Annotated in this window: 18 protein-coding genes; 10 read left to right on the top strand and 8 right to left on the bottom strand. The window is 66.4% G+C overall.

What is annotated here, in order from left to right:
* The first annotated feature begins 45 nt into the window (after positions 1-45).
* From M4J40_RS14730 to M4J40_RS14700, 7 genes are read left to right on the top strand one after another with little or no spacing between them, the layout of a single operon-like run.
* The gene (locus M4J40_RS14730; protein ID WP_251754965.1) at positions 46-1071 is read left to right on the top strand and encodes an ABC transporter permease; all 1026 of its coding nucleotides are present in this window, start codon (positions 46-48) and stop codon (positions 1069-1071) included.
* Positions 1068-1901 carry an ABC transporter permease gene (locus M4J40_RS14725; RefSeq protein ID WP_251754964.1) on the top strand — a complete coding sequence of 278 codons (834 nt, stop codon included), beginning with the start codon at positions 1068-1070 and terminating at the stop codon, positions 1899-1901. The genes M4J40_RS14730 and M4J40_RS14725 overlap by 4 nt, the downstream gene beginning before the upstream one ends.
* Positions 1898-2788, top strand: coding sequence for an ABC transporter ATP-binding protein (locus tag M4J40_RS14720; RefSeq protein WP_251754962.1), 891 nt, complete (start codon positions 1898-1900; stop codon positions 2786-2788). Before M4J40_RS14725 ends, M4J40_RS14720 begins: the two co-directional genes overlap by 4 nt.
* Positions 2785-3597: an ATP-binding cassette domain-containing protein gene (locus tag M4J40_RS14715; protein ID WP_251754961.1), complete on the top strand. Its 813-nt coding sequence runs from the start codon at positions 2785-2787 to the stop codon at positions 3595-3597. Before M4J40_RS14720 ends, M4J40_RS14715 begins: the two co-directional genes overlap by 4 nt.
* Positions 3584-4096, top strand: coding sequence for a GAF domain-containing protein (locus M4J40_RS14710; RefSeq protein WP_251754959.1), 513 nt, complete (start codon positions 3584-3586; stop codon positions 4094-4096). The genes M4J40_RS14715 and M4J40_RS14710 overlap by 14 nt, the downstream gene beginning before the upstream one ends.
* A complete protein-coding gene (locus M4J40_RS14705; RefSeq protein ID WP_251754958.1) occupies positions 4089-6158 on the top strand; it encodes a hydantoinase/oxoprolinase family protein in 2070 nt (689 codons plus the stop codon). The genes M4J40_RS14710 and M4J40_RS14705 overlap by 8 nt, the downstream gene beginning before the upstream one ends.
* 13 nt (positions 6159-6171) lie before the next feature.
* The gene (locus M4J40_RS14700; RefSeq protein WP_251754957.1) at positions 6172-7821 is read left to right on the top strand and encodes a hydantoinase B/oxoprolinase family protein; all 1650 of its coding nucleotides are present in this window, start codon (positions 6172-6174) and stop codon (positions 7819-7821) included.
* Positions 7822-7944: 123 nt separating this feature from the next.
* Here M4J40_RS14700 and M4J40_RS14695 read toward each other — a convergent pair whose 3' ends face one another.
* Positions 7945-8931 (bottom strand): LacI family DNA-binding transcriptional regulator, encoded by a 987-nt coding sequence (locus M4J40_RS14695; protein ID WP_251754955.1) that lies wholly within the window; start codon positions 8929-8931, stop codon positions 7945-7947.
* Positions 8932-9092: 161 nt separating this feature from the next.
* Between M4J40_RS14695 and ptsP the strand changes: the two genes are divergently transcribed.
* The 3 genes from ptsP to M4J40_RS14680 all read left to right on the top strand — a co-directional run bounded on the left by ptsP (position 9093) and on the right by M4J40_RS14680 (position 14310).
* On the top strand, positions 9093-11612 hold the full coding sequence (ptsP, locus tag M4J40_RS14690) for a phosphoenolpyruvate--protein phosphotransferase (RefSeq protein WP_251754954.1): 2520 nt from the start codon (positions 9093-9095) through the stop codon (positions 11610-11612).
* Positions 11609-12556, top strand: coding sequence for a 1-phosphofructokinase family hexose kinase (locus tag M4J40_RS14685; protein WP_251754952.1), 948 nt, complete (start codon positions 11609-11611; stop codon positions 12554-12556). Before ptsP ends, M4J40_RS14685 begins: the two co-directional genes overlap by 4 nt.
* A 74-nt stretch (positions 12557-12630) precedes the next feature.
* On the top strand, positions 12631-14310 hold the full coding sequence (locus M4J40_RS14680; protein ID WP_251754950.1) for a PTS fructose transporter subunit IIC: 1680 nt from the start codon (positions 12631-12633) through the stop codon (positions 14308-14310).
* Positions 14311-14436: 126 nt separating this feature from the next.
* Here the strand turns inward: M4J40_RS14680 and M4J40_RS14675 are convergent, their stop codons facing one another.
* Genes M4J40_RS14675 through M4J40_RS14645 form a run of 7 tightly spaced genes read right to left on the bottom strand, consistent with a single transcriptional unit; the run spans position 14437 to position 21821 of the window.
* On the bottom strand, positions 14437-15513 hold the full coding sequence (locus M4J40_RS14675; protein ID WP_251754949.1) for a DUF917 domain-containing protein: 1077 nt from the start codon (positions 15511-15513) through the stop codon (positions 14437-14439).
* Positions 15514-15517: 4 nt separating this feature from the next.
* Complete coding sequence (locus tag M4J40_RS14670; protein WP_251754947.1) at positions 15518-16627, bottom strand: DUF917 domain-containing protein; 1110 nt, start codon at positions 16625-16627, stop codon at positions 15518-15520.
* Positions 16617-18164: a hydantoinase/oxoprolinase family protein gene (locus M4J40_RS14665; RefSeq protein ID WP_251754945.1), complete on the bottom strand. Its 1548-nt coding sequence runs from the start codon at positions 18162-18164 to the stop codon at positions 16617-16619. The genes M4J40_RS14670 and M4J40_RS14665 overlap by 11 nt, the downstream gene beginning before the upstream one ends.
* Positions 18165-18167: 3 nt before the next feature.
* Positions 18168-19073 carry an ATP-binding cassette domain-containing protein gene (locus M4J40_RS14660; protein WP_251754943.1) on the bottom strand — a complete coding sequence of 302 codons (906 nt, stop codon included), beginning with the start codon at positions 19071-19073 and terminating at the stop codon, positions 18168-18170.
* Positions 19070-19915: an ABC transporter ATP-binding protein gene (locus tag M4J40_RS14655; protein WP_251754941.1), complete on the bottom strand. Its 846-nt coding sequence runs from the start codon at positions 19913-19915 to the stop codon at positions 19070-19072. Before M4J40_RS14655 ends, M4J40_RS14660 begins: the two co-directional genes overlap by 4 nt.
* Positions 19912-20799: an ABC transporter permease gene (locus M4J40_RS14650; protein WP_251754939.1), complete on the bottom strand. Its 888-nt coding sequence runs from the start codon at positions 20797-20799 to the stop codon at positions 19912-19914. The genes M4J40_RS14655 and M4J40_RS14650 overlap by 4 nt, the downstream gene beginning before the upstream one ends.
* A complete protein-coding gene (locus M4J40_RS14645; protein WP_251754938.1) occupies positions 20796-21821 on the bottom strand; it encodes an ABC transporter permease in 1026 nt (341 codons plus the stop codon). Before M4J40_RS14645 ends, M4J40_RS14650 begins: the two co-directional genes overlap by 4 nt.
* Positions 21822-21934 lie beyond the last annotated feature (113 nt).

Genomic DNA, 21934 nt, shown 5'->3' with positions numbered 1-21934 from the left:
CGGATCCGAGCGATCCGCCTCCGTCGTCCCCCGGAAACCATCCCAATGTCGCCAGTCGTCCGTCTGCTGATCAAGCGGATCGCCACGTCGTTCATCGTGCTCGTGGGCGTATCGATGCTGATCTTCACCATCGCCCGGGTCATTCCCGGCGATCCCGCCCGCATCGCCCTCGGCCCGAACGCGTCCACCGAGGCCGTGGAGGCCCTGCGCGACAAGCTGCACCTCAACGACGCCTTCGTGGTGCAATACGGCTATTTCATTGCGGATCTGGCGCGCGGCGACCTCGGCCAGTCGCTCTATTCCAACCGCCCCGTCACCGCCGACATTGCCGCCTACCTGCCGGCGACGCTGGAACTGGTGTTCTTTGCCGGCACGACGATGATCCTCATCGGTGTACCGCTCGGCATGCTTGCCGCCCGCTACCGCGACCGGCCGCTCGACCACGCCATCCGCCTGTTCACCATGCTCGGCGTGTCGGCGCCCGATTTCGTCTGGGCGGTGATCCTGATGCTGGTTTTCGCCTATTTCCTGCCGGTCTTCCCGATCGCCGGCCGCATCTCCGACAGCTTCGCCGTGCCTCATGTGACCGGCTTCCTGACAATCGACAGCCTGATCTCCGGCGACCTTGCCGCATTCGGTAACGCCCTCTGGCATCTGGCGCTGCCGGCTTTCGCGCTGTCGTTTGCCGGAATCGGCCAGTCGGCGCGCCTCACCCGCGCCAACATGGTCGAGACCTACCGCAAGCCTTTCATCGAGATGGCGCTGGCCTTCGGCTTCCCGCAGGGGCGCATTGCCCGGCGCTTCGCCTTCAAGCCGTCGATGATCCCCTCGCTGACGGTGATCGGCCTCGATCTGGCGTCCATGCTGGGCAACGCCTTCCTGGTCGAGCAGATCTTCGCCTGGCCGGGCCTGTCGCGCTACGGCGTGGCGGTCATCCTGCGCAAGGATCTCAACGCCATCGTCGGCACCGTGCTGATCATTTCGGCCATGTTCCTGATCGTCAACATCGTGGTCGATCTCCTGGTGGCGCTGATCAACCCGCGCATCCGCCTGTCCCAGAGGTCGTCATGAAGCGAGCGCTGTTCATCCTCCTGCGCAACCCGCTGTCGGTGCTCGGGCTGACTCTGGTGGGCCTTGTCGTGCTGGCGGCCGTCTTCGCCGACTACGTGGCGCCGTTCCCCGACCACAAGGGCGCCGTCGTCGACTTCCTCAACTTCAACAAGGCGCCGGAGTGGCCTTACCTGTTCGGCACCGACCTGGTCGGCCGCGACATCTTCAGCCGCATCCTGTTCGCCTATCGCATCTCGCTCACCCTCGGCGTCGTCGTGCTGGCGCTCGCCGTACCGGTGGGCGTCACAGTGGGACTGATCGCCGGCTACATTGGCGGGCGGACCGAGTTTGTGCTGATGCGCATCACCGACGTCTTCCTGTCCATTCCGCCACTGGTGTTGGCCATGTCGATGATGGGCTTGCTGGAGCCGTCCCTGACCAACGGCATGATGGCGGTCACCGTCATGTGGTGGCCCTGGTACGCCCGTCTCGTCTACAACCTGACCCGCTCGGAGCGCGAGGAAGGCTATGTGCTGGCCGCCGAGGTGATCGGCGCCTCGCGGCTGCATGTAATGTTCCGCGAGATCCTGCCGAACTGCGTGCCGTCGATCCTGACCAAGATGACCATCGACTTTGGCTTCGTCATTCTGATCGCTTCCTCTCTGTCCTTCCTGGGGCTCGGCGTGCAGCCGCCCACCCCCGACCTCGGGTCGATGGTGGCCGAGGGCGCCAAGTACCTGCCGGACAGCTGGTGGCTGACGGTATTTCCGGGGCTCGCCATCCTCGTCGTGGTGTTCGGCTTCAACCTGATCGGCGACGCGCTGCGCGAAATCCTGGGGGTCGACCAATGACCGCGCCGACGCTTGCCATCGACGACCTCCGGCTGGGTTTCCGTGGCTGGGCCGGCACGGCGGAGGTGCTGCACGGCATCTCGCTGCACATCGCCAAGGGCGAGCGCGTCGCCCTGGTGGGCGAAAGCGGATCCGGCAAGTCGGTCACCGCCCGCCTCGTGCTGGGCCTCGTGCAGGAGCTGCGCGGCGCCCGCTACTCGGGGCGAATGGCCTTCGAGGGGCGCGACCTCGGAACTTTGTCGCGCCGGGAGCGCGAGGCGCTGAGGGGCGACCGCATCTCTATGATCTTTCAGGATCCGACGTCGTCGCTCAATCCGGTTTACACCATCGGCACGCTGTTCCACGAGGTGCTGCGGCGCGGCAATCCGGGCATCGGCGCGGCCGAGGCGCGGGAGCGGGCGGTGGCGGCGCTCGATGATGTCGCCATCGCCGATCCCGGGCGGGTTCTGGACTCCTACGCCTTCCAGCTGTCGGGCGGCATGAACCAGCGCGTGCTGATCGCCATGGCGCTTGCCAACAGCCCGTCGCTGCTTTTGGCCGACGAGCCGGGCACGGCGCTCGATGTGACGGTGCAGGCCCAGACGCTGGCCCTGATGCAGCAACTGGTGGCCCGCCATGGCGCCTCCATGCTGTTCATCTCGCACAACCTCGGCGTCGTCCGCGAGTTCGCCGACCGCGTCTACGTCATCTACAAGGGCCGCATCGTCGAGCAGGGGCCGACCGAGGGCCTGTTCGAGGCGCCGCTCCATCCCTACACGCGGGCGCTGATGGCCGCCGTTCCCCGCATCACCGGAGAGGGTATTCCGGAAATCGACGAGGAGCAGACCGGCTTCTACGACCCGCTCGTCGCCCACCCCGGCTACTCGGAAGCGGAGCTCAGGCCATGAAGCCCCTTCTCCAGGTGATCGACGTCACCAAGACCTTCGATGCCGGCGGCACCTCGGTACGCGCGCTCGACGGCGTCTCGTTCAGCGTGTCGGCCGGTGAGTGCCTGGCGGTGGTCGGCGAAAGCGGCTCGGGCAAGAGCACAATCGCCAACATCGTACTCGGCATCTACCAGCCGACCTCGGGCGCGCTTCTGTTTCAGGACAAGGAGCTACCCGACGTCCGGTCGCTGGCCCTCAAACAGGCGATCCAGCTCGTCCAGCAGAACCCGTTGTCATCGCTCAATCCGCGCCGCAGCGTCGGGGCCTCGATCCGGCTCGCCCTCGACGTGCACGCCATCGGCGACCGGGCCGGGCGCAAGGCGCGGGTCGGCGAACTCCTGGAAGAGGTTGGGCTGCCCGCCGACTATGCCGACCGTTCGCCCGCCGCGCTGTCCGGCGGCCAGCGCCAGCGCGTTGCCATCGCCCGGGCGCTCGCCTGCCAGTCGGAGCTTCTGGTGCTCGACGAGCCGACCTCGGCGCTCGACGTGCTGGTTCAGGCACGCGTGCTGAAGCTCTTGGCCGACATCCGTCAGGCGCGCCGACTGACCTACATCTTCATCACCCACGACCTTGCCGTGGTGCGCAACATCGCCGATCGCGTCGCGGTGTTCGAGAAGGGGCGGCTCGTCGAGATCGCGCCGACCGCCGACCTGTTCGCCAACCCCAGCCATCCCTACACCCGCCGCCTGATCTCGGCGGTTCCCGTGACCAGCCGGCGCGAAGCGGAATTGCGCGACCGGCTTCAGGAGCCTCTCGATGCCGACCTTTGACCAAGACGCCTTCCTTGCCCGCCTCGCCGAGCCGGGCAACCACCCACACGCGGCCTTCGAGGCCCTGAAGGACCTGGTGGTCAAAGAGGTTGGCGCCAAGCTGTTCACCGTGACCACGGTCGAGACCGGCACCATGCATTCGGAACGCCTCTACTCCAACATGCCCGACGTCTATCCGGTCTACGGCCTCAAGCCCTACGAGGAGAACGACTGGACCGAGGTGGTGCTGCGCGGCAAGCGCACCTTCGTCGCCAACACCATCGACGACATCGCCAAGGTGTTCTTCGACAGCGAGCTGATCCAGTCGCTGGGCTGCGAATCCTGCATCAACGTGCCGCTGATCGTCGACGGCCGGGTGATCGGCACGCTCAACTGCCTGCACGATGCCGGTTATTACACGCCGGACCGCGTGGCCGCCGCCGAGGCTCTCAAACTAGCCGGTACGGTCTGCGTCCTGTTCAACTCCAAGCTCAAGGCCGAGGAGGCCGCTCATGTCTGAGAAAACGTTGCGCGTTGCCACCGACGTCGGCGGAACCTTCACCGACCTCGTGGCCTTCGAGACCGACACAGCGACCGGACGGTCACGCATCGTCACCGCCAAGACCGACACGACGCCGCCGAACTTCGAGGCTGGCGTTCTCAATGTGTTGGAGAAGGGCGGCGTCGATCCGGCGGCCATCGATTTCCTTGCCCACGGCACCACCGTGGTGATCAACGCGCTGACCGAACGCAAGGGTGGCAAGGTCGGCCTCGTCACCACGCTCGGCTTCCGCGACAGCCTGGAAATCGCCCGAGGCAACCGGCCCGATTTCTTCAACCTCTATTACAAGAAGCCTCCGGTGTTCGTGCCGCGCCACCTGCGCCGCGAGTTGCCCGGCCGCATGACCTACAAGGGGCTGGAGACCGAGCCGCTCGATCTCGCGCCGCTCGCCGGCATCATCGCCGACTTCAAGGCCGAGGGCGTCGAGGCGGTGGCCATCTGCTTCCTGCACTCCTACGCCAACCCGGCGCACGAGCAGGCGGCGCAGGCCGAGATCGCCCGGCTGTGGCCGGAGGTGGCCACGGTGGCCTCGCACCAGATCAGCCGCGAATGGCGCGAGTATGAGCGCACGAGCACGGCGGTGATGTCGGCCTATGTCCAGCCGACCGCCGAGCGCTACCTGAAGCGGTTGGCCTCGGGGCTCGCCGAGCGGGGCTTTGACGGTAGTCTTTACGTCATGCAGTCGAACTGCGGCGTCGACACGCTGGACAGCGTATCGCGCATTCCGATCACCATGGTGGAATCCGGCCCGGCCTCCGGCTTCTGGGGTGCCGCCGAACTCGGCAAGCTGATCGGCGAATCGAACGTGCTGGCCCTCGACATCGGCGGCACCACCGCCAAATGCTCGCTGATCGAAGACGGCAAGGTCCGGATCATGACCGACTACTGGATCGAGAAGAGCCGTACCTCGGCCGGCTATCCGATCATGGTGCCGGTGGTCGATCTGGTGGAGATCGGCAACGGCGGCGGCTCGATCGCCTGGGTCGACGATTTCGGCAAGCTGCACGTCGGGCCGCAGTCGGCCGGCGCCCAGCCGGGACCTGCCGCCTATGGGCGCGGCGGCACCAGCGCCACCACCACCGACGCCAACCTCTGGCTCGGCCGCATCAATCGCGACTATTTCTGCGGTGGGGCGGTGAAGGCCGACATGGACGCGGCCAGCATGGCCATGACCGAGCTTGGCACCAAGTTGGGCGTTTCGGCCGACGAGGCGGCGCGCGGCATCATCCGCATCGCCAACAACAACATGGTCAACGCCCTGAAGCTGGTGTCGCTCAACCGGGGGTTCGACCCGCGCGACTTCACGCTGGTCGCCTTCGGCGGCGGCGGCGCCATGCACGCGGCGGCGCTCGGCAGCGAGCTGGGGGCGAAGAAGGTGGTGATCCCCGCCGGCGCCTCGGTGTTCTCGGCCTGGGGCATGATGATGTCGGACCTCCGGCGCGACTATTTCGTCACCCATCTAGCCGATCTCGGGCCGGGCGCGGCCGACGAGATCGAGGGGTTGTTCAAGGAGGCGGAAGCCACGGCGCTCAAGCAGTTCGAGAGCGAGGGCATTGCGGCCGACAAGGTCGGTTTCCTGCGCTACGGCAAGTTCCGCTACCAGAACCAGGAGCACACCACCGAGGTGCTGATCGACGGCGGCGCGGTGTCCGACGCGCGGCTCAGCGAGATCGAGGCCGCCTTCCACGAGGCCTACAAGCGCGAGTACACCTATCGCCTCGATGCTCCGGTCGAACTGGTCGGCATCCACATCGTGGCATCGGCCGAGGTAGGCAAGCTGACCATGGAGGCGCGGCCGCTGTCGAACGCCCCGGCGGCGAGCGCCCTCAAGGGCCGGCGATCGGTCGACTATGCGCTCGAAGGCGTGCATCAGGCCGCCATCTACGACGGCGAGAAGCTGATGCCGGGCATGCAGTTCGTCGGGCCGGCGATCATCGAGGACCCTGGCACCACCGTGGTGATCCACCCCGACAACCGGGTGTCGATCGACGCCTACGGCAACATCCACATCGAACTCTGAGCGCGAGCCAACCATGACACACGATGATCCCATCACGCTCGAAATCATCCAGAACTCGCTGCAGGCGACGGCTGACGAAATGTTCGCCGCCATGCGCAAGACGGCGATGAGTTCGATCATCTACGAGGTGCTCGACATGGGCACCGGCATTCTCGACGCCAAGGGGCAGCTTGCCAGCTCGGGCGCCGGCATTCCCGGCTTCGTCGGCGTGCTCGACAAGTCGGTGAAGGTGCTGGTCGGCAAGTTCGACAAGCCCGGCGACATCGAACCCGGCGACGTGTTCATCACTAACGATCCCTATTATGGCGGCGTCACCCACCTCAACGACCTGGTGGTGGCGATGCCGGTGTTCGCCGGCGGCAAGCTGATCGCCTGGACGGCCAACATCGCCCACAACTCCGATGTCGGCGGCAAGTCGCCGGGCTCGCTGTCGGCCGATGCGACCGACATCTTCCAGGAGGGCCTGCGTCTGCCGGCCATCAAGATGATCTCGAAGGGCGAGCCGATCGCCGGCATCTTCGACATCATCACCGTCAACTCGCGCATGCCGGACTACCTGCGCGGCGACCTCTGGGCCGCCATCGCCTCGGTGCGCATCGGCGCGCGCCGGCTGACGGAGTTGGCCGAGAAATACGGCGTCGAGACCTTCGAGAAGGCGATGGCCTCTTTCATGGACTACGGCGAGGAAGTGACGCTGAAGGAGCTGGCCAAGCTGCCACGCGGCACCTTCGAGCTGACCGAGGAGCAGGATGACGGCCGGCTGTTCAACGTCAAGCTGATGATCTCGGAAAGCGAGTTCGTGGTCGACCTGCGCGACAATCCGCCCCAGGACGCCGGTCCCAACAATGCCAGCCGCGACGACGTTCTGGTGTCGGTGCAGGTGATCTTCAAGGCGCTGACCGACCCGCTGTCGCCGGCCAACGAGGGCACCTTCCGGCCGCTCAAGGTGCTGACCACCGAAGGGACCACCTTCCACGCCAAGGAGCCGGCGGCGATCGGCTTCTATTACGAGATCGGCATCCGCGTCACCGACCTCATCTGGCGCTGCCTGGCGCCGCATGTGCCGCACAAGCTTCCGTCCGGCCACTTCTCGTCGATCGCCGGTACCTTTATCGGCGGCACGCATCCGGACACTGGACGTCAGTACACGATCATCGAGCCGCAGATCGGCGGCTGGGGCGCGGCCGAGGGGCGCGACGGCAACAATGCCATCTTCTCGGCCGTTCACGGCGAGACCTACAACTGCCCGGCCGAGATTTCGGAGGCGCGCAACGGCCTGATCGTCGATCGGATGGAGCTGAACATCGCCGATGGCGGTGAGGGCGAGTGGTGCGGCGGTCGCGGCATCCGCGTCGACTATCGCATCCGGCGCGACGACAGCTTCCTGACGCTCGGCTACACCCGTTCGCGCGTGCTGCCATGGTCGCTGAAGGGCGGCAACGAGGGCAGCGCCAACTATGCGATCGTCGCCAAGAAGGATGGCACACGGACGCGCTACGCCTACGGCTCGGGCATCCGCGTCGACGAGGGCGAGGTGATCGAGATCTACACTGCCACCGGCGGTGGCTTCGGCGATCCGAAGCGGCGAGATCCGACCAAGGTCGCTGCCGACATCAAGAATGGCTACATTACTGCGGAACGGGCAAAGAAGGTGTTTGGATAGCCCATTGACCGGTAACCGGTGGTCCTTGGATCGAAGCATCGACTTTCCAAGGACTTCCGGACCCGCGAGGCGGGGGCGACGCCACCCGCCATGTTACCGGGCATTGGCAGTCGAGGTCGTCGGTCAGGCGGGGCGCTTCGTCGAGTTACGCTCGATGAGCTTGCCCGAGAGCATCACCACCCTTGGCGCCATGTCGGGAGTCTCTATGCGCTCGAACAGCAGGCGCATGGCCGAAAGGCCGATGTCGGCCACCGGCTGCTGGATCACGGTGATGCCGGAGCCGATCAGGCCGGTCCAGATCTCGTTGTCGAAACCGGCCAGTGCGATGTCCTGCGGCGCCCGCAGCTCTAGCTCCTGCATCGCTTGGGCAATGCCCAGGAGGATCAGACCGTTGGAGGCGATCAGCGCCTCCGGCTTGTCCTTGCGCGACAGGATCTCGCGTGCAGCCACCACCGCCGCCTCGGGATTGGGCGCCACGAAGTTGGCGCGCGGCGTCAGGCCGCAATCGTTCATCGCCTCGGTGTAGCCGCTGAGACGGTCGCGCGCGGTGGACGAGGTGTTGCCGAACAGCCCCTCGATGGTCCGGAAGCCGCGCGACTGCAGGTGCGAAACCAGCATGGCCGCCGCCTGACGATTGTCGAGCACCACCGAGTCATGCCGGCCGGGCGGGCCGTGCCGGTCGACCAGCACCACCGGAAAATCAAAATTCAGCCGGTCGAGCTGGGCCGCCGTCTCGCGCGTCGGCGCGTAGATGACGCCGGTCACCCGCTCTTCCTGCATCAGGCGCAGATACATGGTCTCGCGCGACGGGTTCTCGTCGGTGTTGCACAGCACCACCCGCATGTTGGCGAGATAGGCGGCATCCTCGACGGCGCGACTCAGTGTCGTGAAAAACGGATTGCGGATGTCGGGAACGATCAGGCCGATGGTGTTGGAATGCTGCGAGCGCAGGCGCCGCGCCGACAGATTCGGCCGGTAGCCGGTCAGCCGAATGGCGGTTTCCACACGTTCGCGCAGCTCCGGCTTGACGTGGCGGTTGGCGAGAACACGCGAAACCGTGGCCGGCGAAACACCAGCAGCAACAGCCACATCCTTGATGCCAACGCTCATAGCTAAAATCGTTCTCCGTTTACGGCGAAGACAATCACGTCTAAAGACGACCTTCAATAAGGGTTTTTCCAGCTTTCCCCGGAAAGCAAGCCCATGATATCTGCGTCATAAGGTCTGAAAAGGTTTTCAGTTTTCTGAGATGCGGAGGAGAGGGAAGATACATGTCGACCAGCACCAAGCCACTTCTCGCGCCTGAACTCACCCGCATAAAAGCCGCGCCGACCAACAAGGAAGCGGCCATTCGTGAGGCTTGCACCCTTCTGGCTGATGGCGGCTACATCGATCCCGCCTATGCCGACAGCATGATGCGACGCGAGGACGTGGCGGAAACCTATCTCGGTCATGGCGTCGCCATTCCCCACGGCATGAACGCCGATCGCGGCCTCATCAAGCACAACGGCCTGGCAATCCTGCAGATTCCCGGCGGTTTGACCTGGAACGACGGCCAGACCGTCAAGCTGGTTGTCGCCATCGCCGCCCAGTCGGACGACCACATTGCCGTGCTGCGCCGCCTGACGCGTCTGTTTCAGGACGAGGCAGCGCTCGAGGCTTTGTTCGAGGTCGACGACCCCATGGCGATTATCGCCGCGCTTGACGAGACCGCAGCCGCCAACGTTTCCGCCGAGACCTCCGTACCCGACGACCTCGACCTGAAGATCGACTGGGTCGTCGACTATCCCAACGGTCTGCACGCGCGCCCGGCCAGCCGCTGGGTCGAGGCCGCCAAGGCGGCAGGGGCTCGCATCCAGATCCGGCGCGGCGCCGACGTCGCCGACCCGACGCGGCTGGTTTCCTTGCTGCAGCTGGGCCTTCGCGCCGGTGAAACCGTGGCTGTTTCCGCCGAAGGCGCCAATGCCGCCGTCATCCTCTCCACCTTCATGCGCGTGGTCGAAGGCCTATCGGCCGAGGAAAAGGCCGATGCCGCCAAGGCGCCGCAGCCGACCGGCCGCAAGGGCTGGACGCCGGCCAGCAGTCTGAAAACGTTTTCTGGCGTTGCCGCCGCTCCCGGCGTGGTGGTCGCCCCCGTGCATGTTCTGAAGAGCGCCACGGTGGAGGTTGCCGACACGCCAACCGATCTCGTCACCGCCTCCACGGCGCTCGATGACGCCATCGCCGCGACGCTCGCCGAACTGAAGACCGTTGCCTCCGAGGCCGCCGTCAAGGTCGGGCAGGCGGAAGCGGCCATTTTCGAAGCCCATGCCGAGCTTCTGGCCGATCCGGAGCTCCTCACCAAGGCCTCGGCACTCGTTGTCGCCGGCCACGGCCCCGCCTGGTCCTGGCGCGCCGCCGTCGAGGCGGTCGCCGCCTCGCTGGAAGGCAATGCCAACGCCTTGCTCGCCGCCCGCGCCTCGGACGTGCGTGACGTCGGCCACCGCGTGCTGACCAAGCTGGTACCGGAAGCGGCCAGCGGCTCGGGCGTCAAGCTGCCCTCGACCCCGTCGATCTTGATCGCCGCCGATCTGACGCCGTCGGACACCATCGGCCTCGACACCACGCTGATCGCCGGCCTCGCCACCGCCCAGGGCGGCCCGACCTCGCACACCGCCATTCTCGCCCGCACCCTCGGCCTGCCGGCCGTGGTGGCGCTGGGCGCCGGCCTTCTCGACACGCCGTCCGGCACCACCGCCATTCTCGACGGCGCCACCGGCCGGCTCTATCTCGACCCGACCGAAGCCGACCTGGCCCTCGCCCGCGCCTTCATCGAGGCCGACCAGCGCCGCGCCGCCACCGACGCCGAGGGCCGCGCCCTGCCGGCCACCACCACCGACGGCACGACCATCGAAATCGGCGCCAACATCAACAAGCCCACCGAGGTCGCCGGCGCGCTCGACCAGGGCGCCGAGGGCGTCGGCCTGATGCGCACCGAGTTCCTGTTCCTCGACGGCGGCCAGACGCCCGGCGAGGACGAGCAGTTCGCCACCTACAGCGCCATGGCCAACAACCTCGGGGGGCGCCCGCTGATCGTCCGCACGCTGGACATCGGCGGCGACAAGCAGGCGCCGCATCTGAAGCTGCCGCGCGAGGAGAACCCCTTCCTCGGCGTGCGCGGCACCCGCCTCACCCTGCGCCGCCCCGAGCTGATGCGGCCGCAGCTCCGCGCCCTCTACCGCGTCGCCAAGACCGGCGCCAACCTCAAGATCATGCTGCCGATGATCACCTCGCTCGACGAGATCATGGCCGTCCGCAAGGTGGCCGACGAGATCCGCGCCGAGGTCGGCGCGCCGGCCGTGCCGCTCGGCATCATGGTCGAGGTGCCGTCGACGGCGGTGATGGCCGACCTCTACGCCGAATACGTCGACTTCTTCTCCATCGGCACCAACGACCTCACCCAGTACACGCTGGCCATCGACCGGCAGCACCCCGACCTCGCCGCCGAAGCCGACAGCCTGCACCCGGCCGTGCTGCGGCTGATCGGCAAGACGGTGGAAGGCGCCGCCAAGCACGGCCGCTGGGTCGGCGTCTGCGGCGGCATCGCCGGCGATCCGTTCGGCGCGTCGCTTCTGGCCGGTCTCGGCGTCAACGAACTGTCGATGACCATTCGTGACATCCCCGCCGTCAAGGTGCGCCTGCGCTCCACCTCGATGGCCGAGCTGAAGGCGTTGGCCCAGAGGGCGATCGCCGCCCGAACCGCCAGCGAAGTCCGGGCGCTCGAGTTCGCTCCCCAGGGAGATGCGGCATGAAGCCGATCGTCACTGTCACCCTCAATCCGGCCGTCGACCTGACCATCGAGGTCGCCGGTCTCGTCAAGGGCGGCGTCAACCGCGCCACGCGCTCGCAGACCAACGCCGGCGGCAAGGGCGTCAACGTCGCGGGTTGCGCCGCCGATTGGCGCGGGCAGATCACCGCGACCGGCGTCCTCGGCCGCGGCAACGACGGCGCCTTCGTCGAACTGTTCGCGGTGAAGGGCATCACGGACAAGTTCATCCGCGTTGCCGGCGACACGCGCACCAACATCAAGATCGCCGACACTGCCGCCAGTGAGACCACCGATCTTAACACGCCGGGCCTGGTGGTCGATGCTGACAGTCTCGCTCGTGTCACCGCCGCCGCCCGCGACGCCGCGAAGGGTGGCGCCGTGGTGGTGGTTGGAGGCTCGCTGCCGGCCGGAGTCGCGCCCGACGCCTTGAGCCCGCTGGTGGCGACCCTCAACGGCGTTGGCGCCGACGTTGTTGCCGACACGTCCGGCGCCCCGCTCAAGGCGATGTTGTCCGGCGCCGGCAAGGAACTGCCTTACGCGGTGAAGCCAAACCGGCACGAACTCGAAGAACTGGTCGGTCATCCGCTCCCAGACTTCAAAGCGCTGATCGTCGCCGCCGAGGACATCGTCCAGCGCGGCGTACGTCTGGTTGTCGTCTCCTGCGGCGAGGACGGCGCGCTGTTCGTCACCGCCGACGAGAAGCTGACCGCCCGTCTGCCCCGCGTCGAGGCGCTGAGCACCGTCGGCGCCGGCGACGCCATGGTGGCCGGCATTGCCACCGCGCTTGCCGAGGCCAAGCCGCTTGAGGCCCTCGCCCGGCAGGCCGTCGCCTTCGCCGCCGCCAAGCTCCGGCGCGTTGGCCCCCATCTGCCTGAGCGTGCCGTCGTTGAGGCGCTCGCCGCAGAGGCGGAAATCACCCGTCTCTAGCACTCGGGTTTCAAGATTATCCCTGAATTCCCGCCGGGGGATGGCAGCGGGAAGAACTTCATCGGAGGATGAGAATGGCAAAGTTGGTAGTCGTGATCGGCGTCAAGGAGACGGGGAGCAAGCCCCTGATCGCCGCCGAGGCCCTGAAGAAGGCGGCGGAAGCGGCCGGCGTGTCCCTCAGCGTTGAAACGCCGGCCGCGCCGGTCGATGCGGCGACGATCGCCGCCGCCGACGCGGTAGTGCTGCTCGGCGACGTTGCCGATGAAGCCCGCTTCGCCGGCAAGACCGTTCGCAAGATGACGCTCGACGCCGCTCTGGCCGATCCGGCCGGCGCCGTTTCCAGCGCGCCGTCGGCAAAGAAGCTGATCGTCGGCATCACGTCCTGCCCGACCGGCATCGCCCACACCTTCATGGCCGCCGAGGGCGTCGAGCAGGGTGCCAAGGCGCTCGGTTATGACGCCAAGATCGAGACTCAGGGCTCGGTCGGCGCCCAGAACACGCTGACGGCTGAAGAGATCGCCGCTGCCGATCTGGTAATCATCGCCGCCGACACCAACGTCGACATGTCGCGCTTTGCCGGCAAGCGCGTCTACTCCACCGGTACCAAGGGCGCCATCAGCAACGGCAAGGCGCTGGTCGAGAGGGCGCTCGCCGAAGCGACCGTTCAGGGCGGCGCGGCCGCCAGCGGCAAGCGCGACCTCGCGGCCGAAGTGGCTGCCGAAAAGGCTGCCCGCGCCGCCCAGCGCTCCGGCCCCTACAAGCACCTGATGACCGGCGTGTCCTACATGCTGCCCTTCGTGGTGGCCGGCGGCCTGCTGATCGCGCTCGCCTTCGCCATGGGCGGCATCTACGTCTACGACGACGCCCATGCTGGCACGCTCGCCCAGGCGCTGTTCAACATCGGCAAGCAGTCCTTCTCGCTGATGGTGCCGATCCTCGCCGCCTTCATCGCCTACTCGATCGCCGACCGTCCCGGCATCACCCCCGGTGCCGTTGGCGGTGTCATCGCGGGCACCATCGGTGCCGGCTTCCTGGGTGGCATCGTCGCTGGCTTCCTGGCCGGTTACGTGGTGCTCTACCTCAACCGCTACATCAGGCTCGGGCGAAACCTCGACGGTCTGAAGCCGGTGCTGATCCTGCCGCTGCTGGGCACCACCATCGTCGGTCTGTTGATGGTCTATGTCCTCGGAGAACCGGTAGCCGTGGCTCTTGCCTGGCTCACCGACTTCCTCAAGGGCATGCAGGGCGCCAATGCCATCATTCTCGGAGCGATCATCGGTCTGATGATGGCCTTCGACATGGGCGGCCCGGTCAACAAGGCGGCCTACACCTTCGCCACCGGCCTGATCGCCAGCCAGCTCTACGAGCCGATGGCCGCCGCCATGGTGGCCGGCATGACGCCGCCGCTCGGCCTGGCTCTGGCCACCAAGCTGTTCCGCGATCGCTTCTCGGCGGACGAGCATGAGGCGGGCAACGCCGCCGCGGTGCTGGGCATCTCCTTCATCACCGAAGGCGCCATCCCCTTCGCCGCCAAGGACCCGTTCCGCGTCATTCCGTCGCTGATGGCCGGCTCGGCCGTGGCCGGCATGATCTCGATGGCGGTAGGGGCTCAGCTCCGCGTCCCGCACGGTGGCGTGTTCGTGCTGCCGATCCCCAACGCTGTCACCAACCTCGGCGGCTACATCGTGGCTATGGTCGCCGGAACCATTGTCACCGCGTTGCTTCTGCGTGTGCTGAAGCCCAAGGTGGCCTGAGAAAAGCCGAGGACCACTTCCGGGGCGTCCCGGAAGTGGTGCTACCGTTAGGGCTGTCGCCGCTGGCGGCAGCCCGCAAGTTTTTCGGCTACGAAAGCGCTAGGCCAAAACGTTTGGTGCGCCCGCTCAGGCAAGCGGCCGGTAGTCCACCTCGTAACCGAAGTAGCGCGGCCCGACGAGGTCGATGCCCTGCTCTGTGCGCCATAGCGGATTGCAGGGCAGCGCAAGCACTTTCAGGCGCAGGCCGTAGCGCAGTGCGTCGGCGGTGACGGGGTTGCCGCTTTCCGCTTCGAGCGCCGTGATCAGGTCCGGCGTCGTCACGACGATCTCGCCGTCGCGTTCGGCCACCAGGAACTCGTTCTGGAAGTCGAGCCTGAAGTCGTGTCCCTTCCATTCCTCGACGCCCTCGAAACGCGCCTTGCCACGGGCGAAGCCACCCACCGTTCGCCGTTCGATGTCCTTGACGCGGCCGTGAAAGATCACCTGTGCGTCGAGCTCGTCGACGATGGCGGAAACAGGGTCGCGATGGCCGGCGCGGGCCTTGCGGAGCGTCTCACCGAGCTTGGCCGTCAGGCTGAGCGTGCCGCGGACAACGCATTTCTTGGCGGTGGCGCCATCCATCGAATAGAAGGCGAGCAGGGCCGACCCTCCCATTTCCACCGTTGCGGCGCGGGCGAGGCGCTCGGTCCAGGCGTTCGACACGGTGTCGAGCACCAGCGAGTTCCCCTTGTCGTCGCAGAGCACCATCGGCGTCGCCTTGACGCCATACATGCCGAAGGTCTCCATCTGGAGCTCCGGAAAGGCGCGGCCCATGCCGTCGCCATCCACCAGCGGCAAGCCTGTTTCGGCGGCCACCACGAAGGGGGTCGTCGAGTTGACGCCGCCGGCCTCGCCGCAGAGCACGGCGTCGATCTTGCGGCCGAGCAGCTCCTCGAGCTTGCGGAAGGCAATGATCAGCTCGCGGCCGGCCGGAATCTTCTCGGTCATCACCGTCGGCGCGCCCATCATGCAAACAGGCACCACCAGGGCGTCGTCGGCGAGTTCGTCGACGTCGATGATCTTGACCGGGGCGTGCCGGCGGATCGCCTCCTGGGCCATCAGCTTGCCGACGTAGGGATCCCCGCCGCCGCCGGTGCCGAGAATGGCGCCACCGGTGGCGATATCTTCCATGTCCTCGACGTGAACGATGCGCTTGATCTTCATGGCTTCATCCTTGGATGGACGCTTGCGAGGCGACGATGGGCACGAAGGTGAGCTCGGGATAGCCGAAAGCCTTCGGGCCCACGACCTCGAGCGCCTTTTCCGTTTTCATGAGCGGGTGTACGGGCAGGCCGAGCACGGCGACGCGCTGGCCGTAGCGCAGCACTTCGGTGGTGATCGGCTCGCCGGTGTCGAGGTCGAGATTGACGATCAGGTCGGGCACCATGACCTTCGGCTCGTCGTCGACCCAGAGAACGAGATTCTCGTTCTGGATGGCGATCCGGGCTTCCGACCCCGCGAAGTCATCGATTCCCGTGAGAATGGCGTGGCCCCGGGCGAAGCCGCCGGTCAGCTCGCGTCTGACGTCGGTGATCTTGCCGGTGAAATAGAGGCCGCCACCGGTCACTTTGAGCACGGCTTCGATGACGTTGCGCCGGTCCTTCCGGGCGTCGAGCACAGTGTGCCCGATCCGAAGCGCCTCGCTGACTGTGCCGGGAACGGCGGTGCGGCGAACGAACTCCATGGTCATCGGCGCCGAGGCGAGCCCGGCGGTAGCGCCCATGGCGACGGCGGCGTCACGGGCGAAGCGCTCCAGCCAGAACATGTCGATCACCTTGCGGAAGACGACGACATTGCCCTTTTCGTCGGCAATGGCTCCCGGTGCCGTTGCTGCCCCGTAGATGAAGAAGGTCGTCATCTGCACTTCCGGGAAGGCGCGTCCCATGCCGTCGCCGTCGATGACCGGCAGACCGGCATAGGCGGCGGCGATGATCGGCTCCAGGCTGTTCGATCCGCCGATCTCAGCCGAGATGAGCGCCGACATCCTGACGCCGGCCGCCTCTTCGACGGCGCGCATGGCGTGGTAGCACTCGCGCCCCTCCTCGAACTTCTCGATGCCGACCACGGGAGCGCCGATGCCGCCGACCTCGCCGATGAAGGCGTCATCGGGCAAAGCGTCGAGATCGATGACCCGGATCTCGTGGCCGGACCGGATGAGCTCCCGTGCCCGCAGCATGCCGATGTAGGGATTGCCGCCGCCGCCCGTACCGAGAAGCGCCGCGCCGAGCGACAGCGGGTGCAGGTCGCTCTCCTGCAGAAGATACCCCTTAGACGACATGGAGTTCTCCCACGGCCTTGACGCGCACGCGCGTCGCATTGCCGGGCAGGTAGGCGAGAGGCACGTCCTCGACGTCGACGATCTCGATGCTGTCGCGGGCCGCGCCGGCGCTGACGGCAGCCTCGATCGCCTGCGCCTTGGCGTCGGCAAGGGCGGCGTCGCGGCCGATCTCGGCCAGTGCGTAGACGCGATCGACTTCGCCCGACACCTGGGCGATGGCGGCGCCGACGGCGTTGGCCACGGCAAAGTGGTCGGGCTTGATGAGCTCGAGACCGGCGATGGGCTTGTCGACCAGGATCGAACCGCCGCCGACGACGATCACCGGTAGCGGGTCCGGCGACAGGCGAGAGCGTTCGACGCAGTCTTCGAGCATGTCGGCGATACGCGCCTCGGTAGCGGCGATCAGCGCCGGAGAAAGGTGGGCCACCTTCGAGCTGTCGCCGAGATCGTACTTGCCGGCGGCGACCACCACGTCCGATGTGGTCAGTGTCTCGCCGCCAAAGATCAGGGCCTCGGTGATGATGCGATAGCCGACCGAGGTCGGGCCGACCTTGACCCCCTTGTCCGTCTCGACAACGTGCGAACCGCCGCCAAGCCCGATCGAAAAGACGTCGGGCATGCGGAAGTTGGTGCGAACACCGCCCACCTCGACGGCCACCGTCGCCTGGCGGGGAAATCCCTTTTGCAGCGAGCCGACGTCGGAGGTGGTGCCGCCGATGTCGACGACGATGGCATCCTTGACACCGGAGAGGAACGCGGCGCCGCGCATCGAGTTGGTCGGGCCGGAGGCGAAGGTCAAGACCGGGAACTTTTCGGCGAAGGCCGCCTCCATCAGCGTCCCGTCGTTCTGGGTCAGGAAGAACTTGCCCTTGATGCCGGCCGAGGCGATGGCGTTGCGGAAGGCTTCGATCACCTCCCGCGACAGGTCGCGCAGGCAGGCGTTCATGATGGCGGCGTTCTCGCGTTCGAGGAGGCCGATGCGGCCGATCTCGGACGACAGCGTGATGTGAGCGCCCGGAATGGCCTTCTCGAAGATCGCGGCGGCCTGCTTCTCGCATTCGTCGCTGACCGGTGAGAACACCGAGGTGATGGCGATGGTGTTGACGCCCTTGGCCTTGATGTCCTGGGCTATTTCGAGCAGCTCGGCTTCGTCGAGCGGCGAGATCTTGCGGCCGTCGAACTCGTTGCCGCCATGGGCGAGATAGCTGAGGTTGCCGATGGCCTCGCGGAGGTCCTCCGGCCAGTCGACCATCGGCGGCAGCGAGGCCGTCGCGGGCAGGCCGAGGCGAACCGCTGCGGTCTTTGCCAGGTCGCGCCGTTGCACCACGGCATTGGTGAAGTGGGTCGTACCAATCATTACCACGTCGATCTCGGCCGCGGCCTTGCCGGACGCCTTGAGCACATCGGCCAGTGCGTTGACCACGCCGGACATGACGTCCGATGTCGTCGCCGACTTGACGCCGGCAAGAACGCGCGCGCCATCCATCACGACGGCGTCCGTATTGGTGCCGCCGACGTCGATGCCAATTCTGATCATCTGTCAGGTCCTCTTGGGAACTTCGGTTGTTCTTTGGCTCTCCCGTAGGGCGAGCAGTTTTTCCGCCGTCGGAATTTCTCCGTCGATCAGTGGGATTTTGGGTCTCAGCGCTTCTTCCTCCGCCGAGATCACGGGTACGGAGGCTATGAGAAGGCGGGTGTAGTCGTGCTCCGGATGCTCGAACACCTTGGCCGTCGGACCGCTCTCGACGATACGGCCGCGATAGAGCACGCCGACTTCGTCGGCGAAGTTGCGCATCAGGCTGAGGTCGTGGGAAATGAAGAGATAGGTGAGGTCGAGCTGCCGACCGAGGCTGGTGAGAAGGTCGATGACCTTGGCCTGAACCGAGACGTCGAGCGCCGAGGTCGGCTCGTCGAGGACGACCAGTTGCGGAGCGACGGCGAGTGCCCGGGCGATGGCGACGCGCTGTTTCTGGCCGCCGGACAACTCGTGCGGATAGCGCTCGGCGAAGTTGGCCGGCAGTTGCACCATTTCGAGGAGCTCGGAGATGCGTCGCCGCCGATCGGCTCTCGGATGGCTATGCGCTTCGAGCGGCACGGCGATGGACTGGCCGATGGTCCGGCGCGGGTTGAGCGACGAACCCGGGTTCTGGAACACCATCTGCACCTGCCGCGAATGGGCGCGGGTGCCGAGCGTTCCCGTGATGTTGTTGCCGGAGAGCAGGACATCCCCGCCAGTGGGCGTGAGAAGGCCCATGATCAGCCGGGCGATCGTCGACTTTCCCGATCCGCTCTCGCCGGCAAGGCCATAGACGCCGCCGCGCCGGATGGAAAACGACACATGGTCGACGGCGGTCACCTCTCCGGCCCGGCTGCCGAAGGCATTGTAGACGGGGAAGGTCTTGACGAGATCGACGATCTCGAGAAGGGGGCTTTGCCTGGCGTTCATGGCGCAGCCTCCACCGGCAGGGTTGGTCGAGCACCAGTAAGCCGCGGCACGGCGTCGATCAGCGACCGCGTGTAGTCCACCTTCGGCGAGGCGAACAGGTCGGCGGTCTTCGCTTCCTCGACCACCACGCCCTTGTGCATGACGTAGACATAGTCGGAGGTCTCGCGCACCACGCCGAGATTATGGGTGATCATCAGCAGCGCGAGGCCCCGCTCTTCGACGAGATCCTTGAGCAGCTTCAGGATCTGCGCCTGGGTTGTGACGTCGAGCGCCGTGCCCGGCTCGTCGGCGATCAGCAGGCGCGGTTCCGACAACAGTGCCATGGCGATCAGGACACGCTGACGCATGCCACCTGACAGCATGATCGGATAGGAGCGGGCCACCCGCTCAGGCTCCCGCATCCGCACCTGGGCCAGCACCTCCAGCACGCGCTGCATGCGCTCGCGCCCCGACCGAGATCGTCCTAGCCGCCGGTCGGCGTATTTCAGGATGGTCGACATCTGGTCGGCGATGGTGAAGACTGGATTGAGCGAGCTCATGGGGTCCTGGAACACCATGGACATGTCGGTGCCCGTGAGTTTCAGGCGCTCGCGTCGGGACATGGTCAGGAGGTCGCGGCCGTCATAGAGGATGGTCCCGGAGCTGATGCTGGCCGGCGGCATGTGCAGGAGACCCATGATCGACTTCATGGTCACCGTCTTGCCGGACCCGCTTTCGCCGACGAGCGCCACGTGGCTTCTGGCGGGGACGTCGAGATTGACCCCGCGCAGGACCGGTAGCGTGCGACCATAGGTCGTGAACTCGACCGACAGGTCGCGGACGGAGAGCAGTGCCTCGCTCATCGCACGTTCTCCACGTCGTAGAGGTCTCGCAAGCCGTCGCCGAGCAGGTTGAACCCGAGGGCGATGAACAGGATGGCGCAGCCTGGCAGTACCGATTCCCACCAGTAGTCGGGCAGGAAGGCCGAACCGGAGGCGACCATGGTCCCGAGGTCCGGGGTCGGCGGCTGGATGCCTAGGCCGAGGAAGGACAGAGAGGCGCCGACCAGAATGACGAAGCCGCAGTCGAGCGAGGTCTTCACCGCGATGGCCGACACGCAGTTGGGCAGGATCTCTCTGAACAGGATGTGGAACTTGCTGGCGCCAAGCGTTTCCGCCGCTTCCACGAACTCCCGTGCCCTGAGCTGCCGCGTGATCGAGTAGATGAGGCGAGTGTGCCAGGTCCACCACAGGGCGGCGATGGCCAGCATGGAGTTGACGAGGTCCGGCGACAGGACGGCCGCGACCGCCAGCGCCATGACCAGAGGAGGGATGGCAAGGGCGATATCGGTGAACCGCATGATGACGATCTCGACCCAGCCCCCGAAGTAGCCGGCGGTGAGGCCGAGGATCGTCCCGATGGGGATGGCCGTTCCCAGCACCACCACCGCCAGCAGCAGCGACACGCGGAAGCCGAAGATGACGCGGGTGAAGATGTCGCGACCGACGTTGTCGGTGCCGAACCAGTAGTCTGCCGACGGTGGCAGATGGCGGGCGCGGAAGTTGACCACGGCGCCGATGTGATCGGGGTAGGGCGTGATCCAGGGCGCCAGCAGGGCGGCCAGGACGCAGACGGTCACGATGACGAGGCCAATCATCGCCGTGGGATTGCGTGAAAAGCGGTACCAGCTCTGATAGGCGCTGGAGAGACGCGGCGCGTCGTCGCGAAGAACCATGTCGTCGCTCATTGCCGGCTCCCCCGAATGCGCACGCGCGGATCGACGAGGCCCACCAGTAGGTCGATGACGAGGTTGACCAGAACGAAGAACACGCCTGAGACCATCACCACGCCCATGACGGCGTTGAGATCCTTCTGGAGAATGGTGCGGATGCCATAGGCGGCCATGCCGGGCCATGCGAATACCAGCTCAACCACGAAGGCGTTGCCGATCAGCGACGCGAACTCCAGGCCGAGAATGGTGAGCGGCGGCACGAAACTCGGACGCAGCATGTACTTGCAGACGCGGATCCATTCGGGCACGCCGAAGGCGCGGCTTGCCTCGATGTAGTCCTGGCTCGACACGTCGATCATCGATGAGCGGGTGATGCGCGCCATTTGCCCCATGGTGGCGGCAGCCAACGCAATGGCCGGCAGCAGCAGGTAGCGCAACCCTTCCAGGAAGGCATCCGGGCGGCCGGCGATCAGCGCATCGATCAGCACCAAGCCGGTGTGGGATGGAGCAAAATCGAAGTTGGGCGGGAGCCGGCCGGTCGTCGGCAGGATGTGCAGCACGTAGCCGGCAAGGATTTGCAGAAGGAGAGCCAGGAAGAAGCTCGGAGTCACCGCCGAGAAGATGGCGACTATGCGGACTACGTTGTCGGGCCAGCGATCCTTCCAGTAGGCGGCGACCACGCCGAGCGGCACGCCTATCAGAACTGCGATGAAAATGGTCGCCAGGACCAGTTCGAGCGTCGCGGCGAACGTGTCGCGAATGTCGTCATTGACCGGCCGCTCGGTCAGCAGGGAGCGGCCGAGGTCACCGTGGGCGAGGCCGACGATGAACAGGCCATACTGCTCGACGATCGGTCGATCGAGACCGAGCTTCTGCTGAAGGTCGGCAACCTGCTCCTGTGTCGCCGTCGGTCCCAGAGCCATGCGGGCCGGATCGCCCGGGACGGCGCGGGCGATGATGAAGATCACTATCGACAGCCCGATCAGAACCAGCAGCGACCACAGGACGCGCCGCAGGAGAAAGCGAAGGAATTCCAAGGAGTGATCTCCGGGGCCTCGGGAAAGGGAACCGGCGCGAGGTTCGGCTTTCGCGCCGGTCCAATGGTCGCGGGAGCAGGGGGCACTTCCGCGAACTCACAAGACGGGCGTCA

Origin of the sequence: Pleomorphomonas sp. JP5 (genome assembly GCF_023721815.1) — a bacterium.
Classification (GTDB): Bacteria; Pseudomonadota; Alphaproteobacteria; order Rhizobiales; family Pleomorphomonadaceae; genus Pleomorphomonas.
Note: the sequence above shows the minus strand (reverse complement) of the source record. Positions and strands in the feature narration are given on the sequence as shown.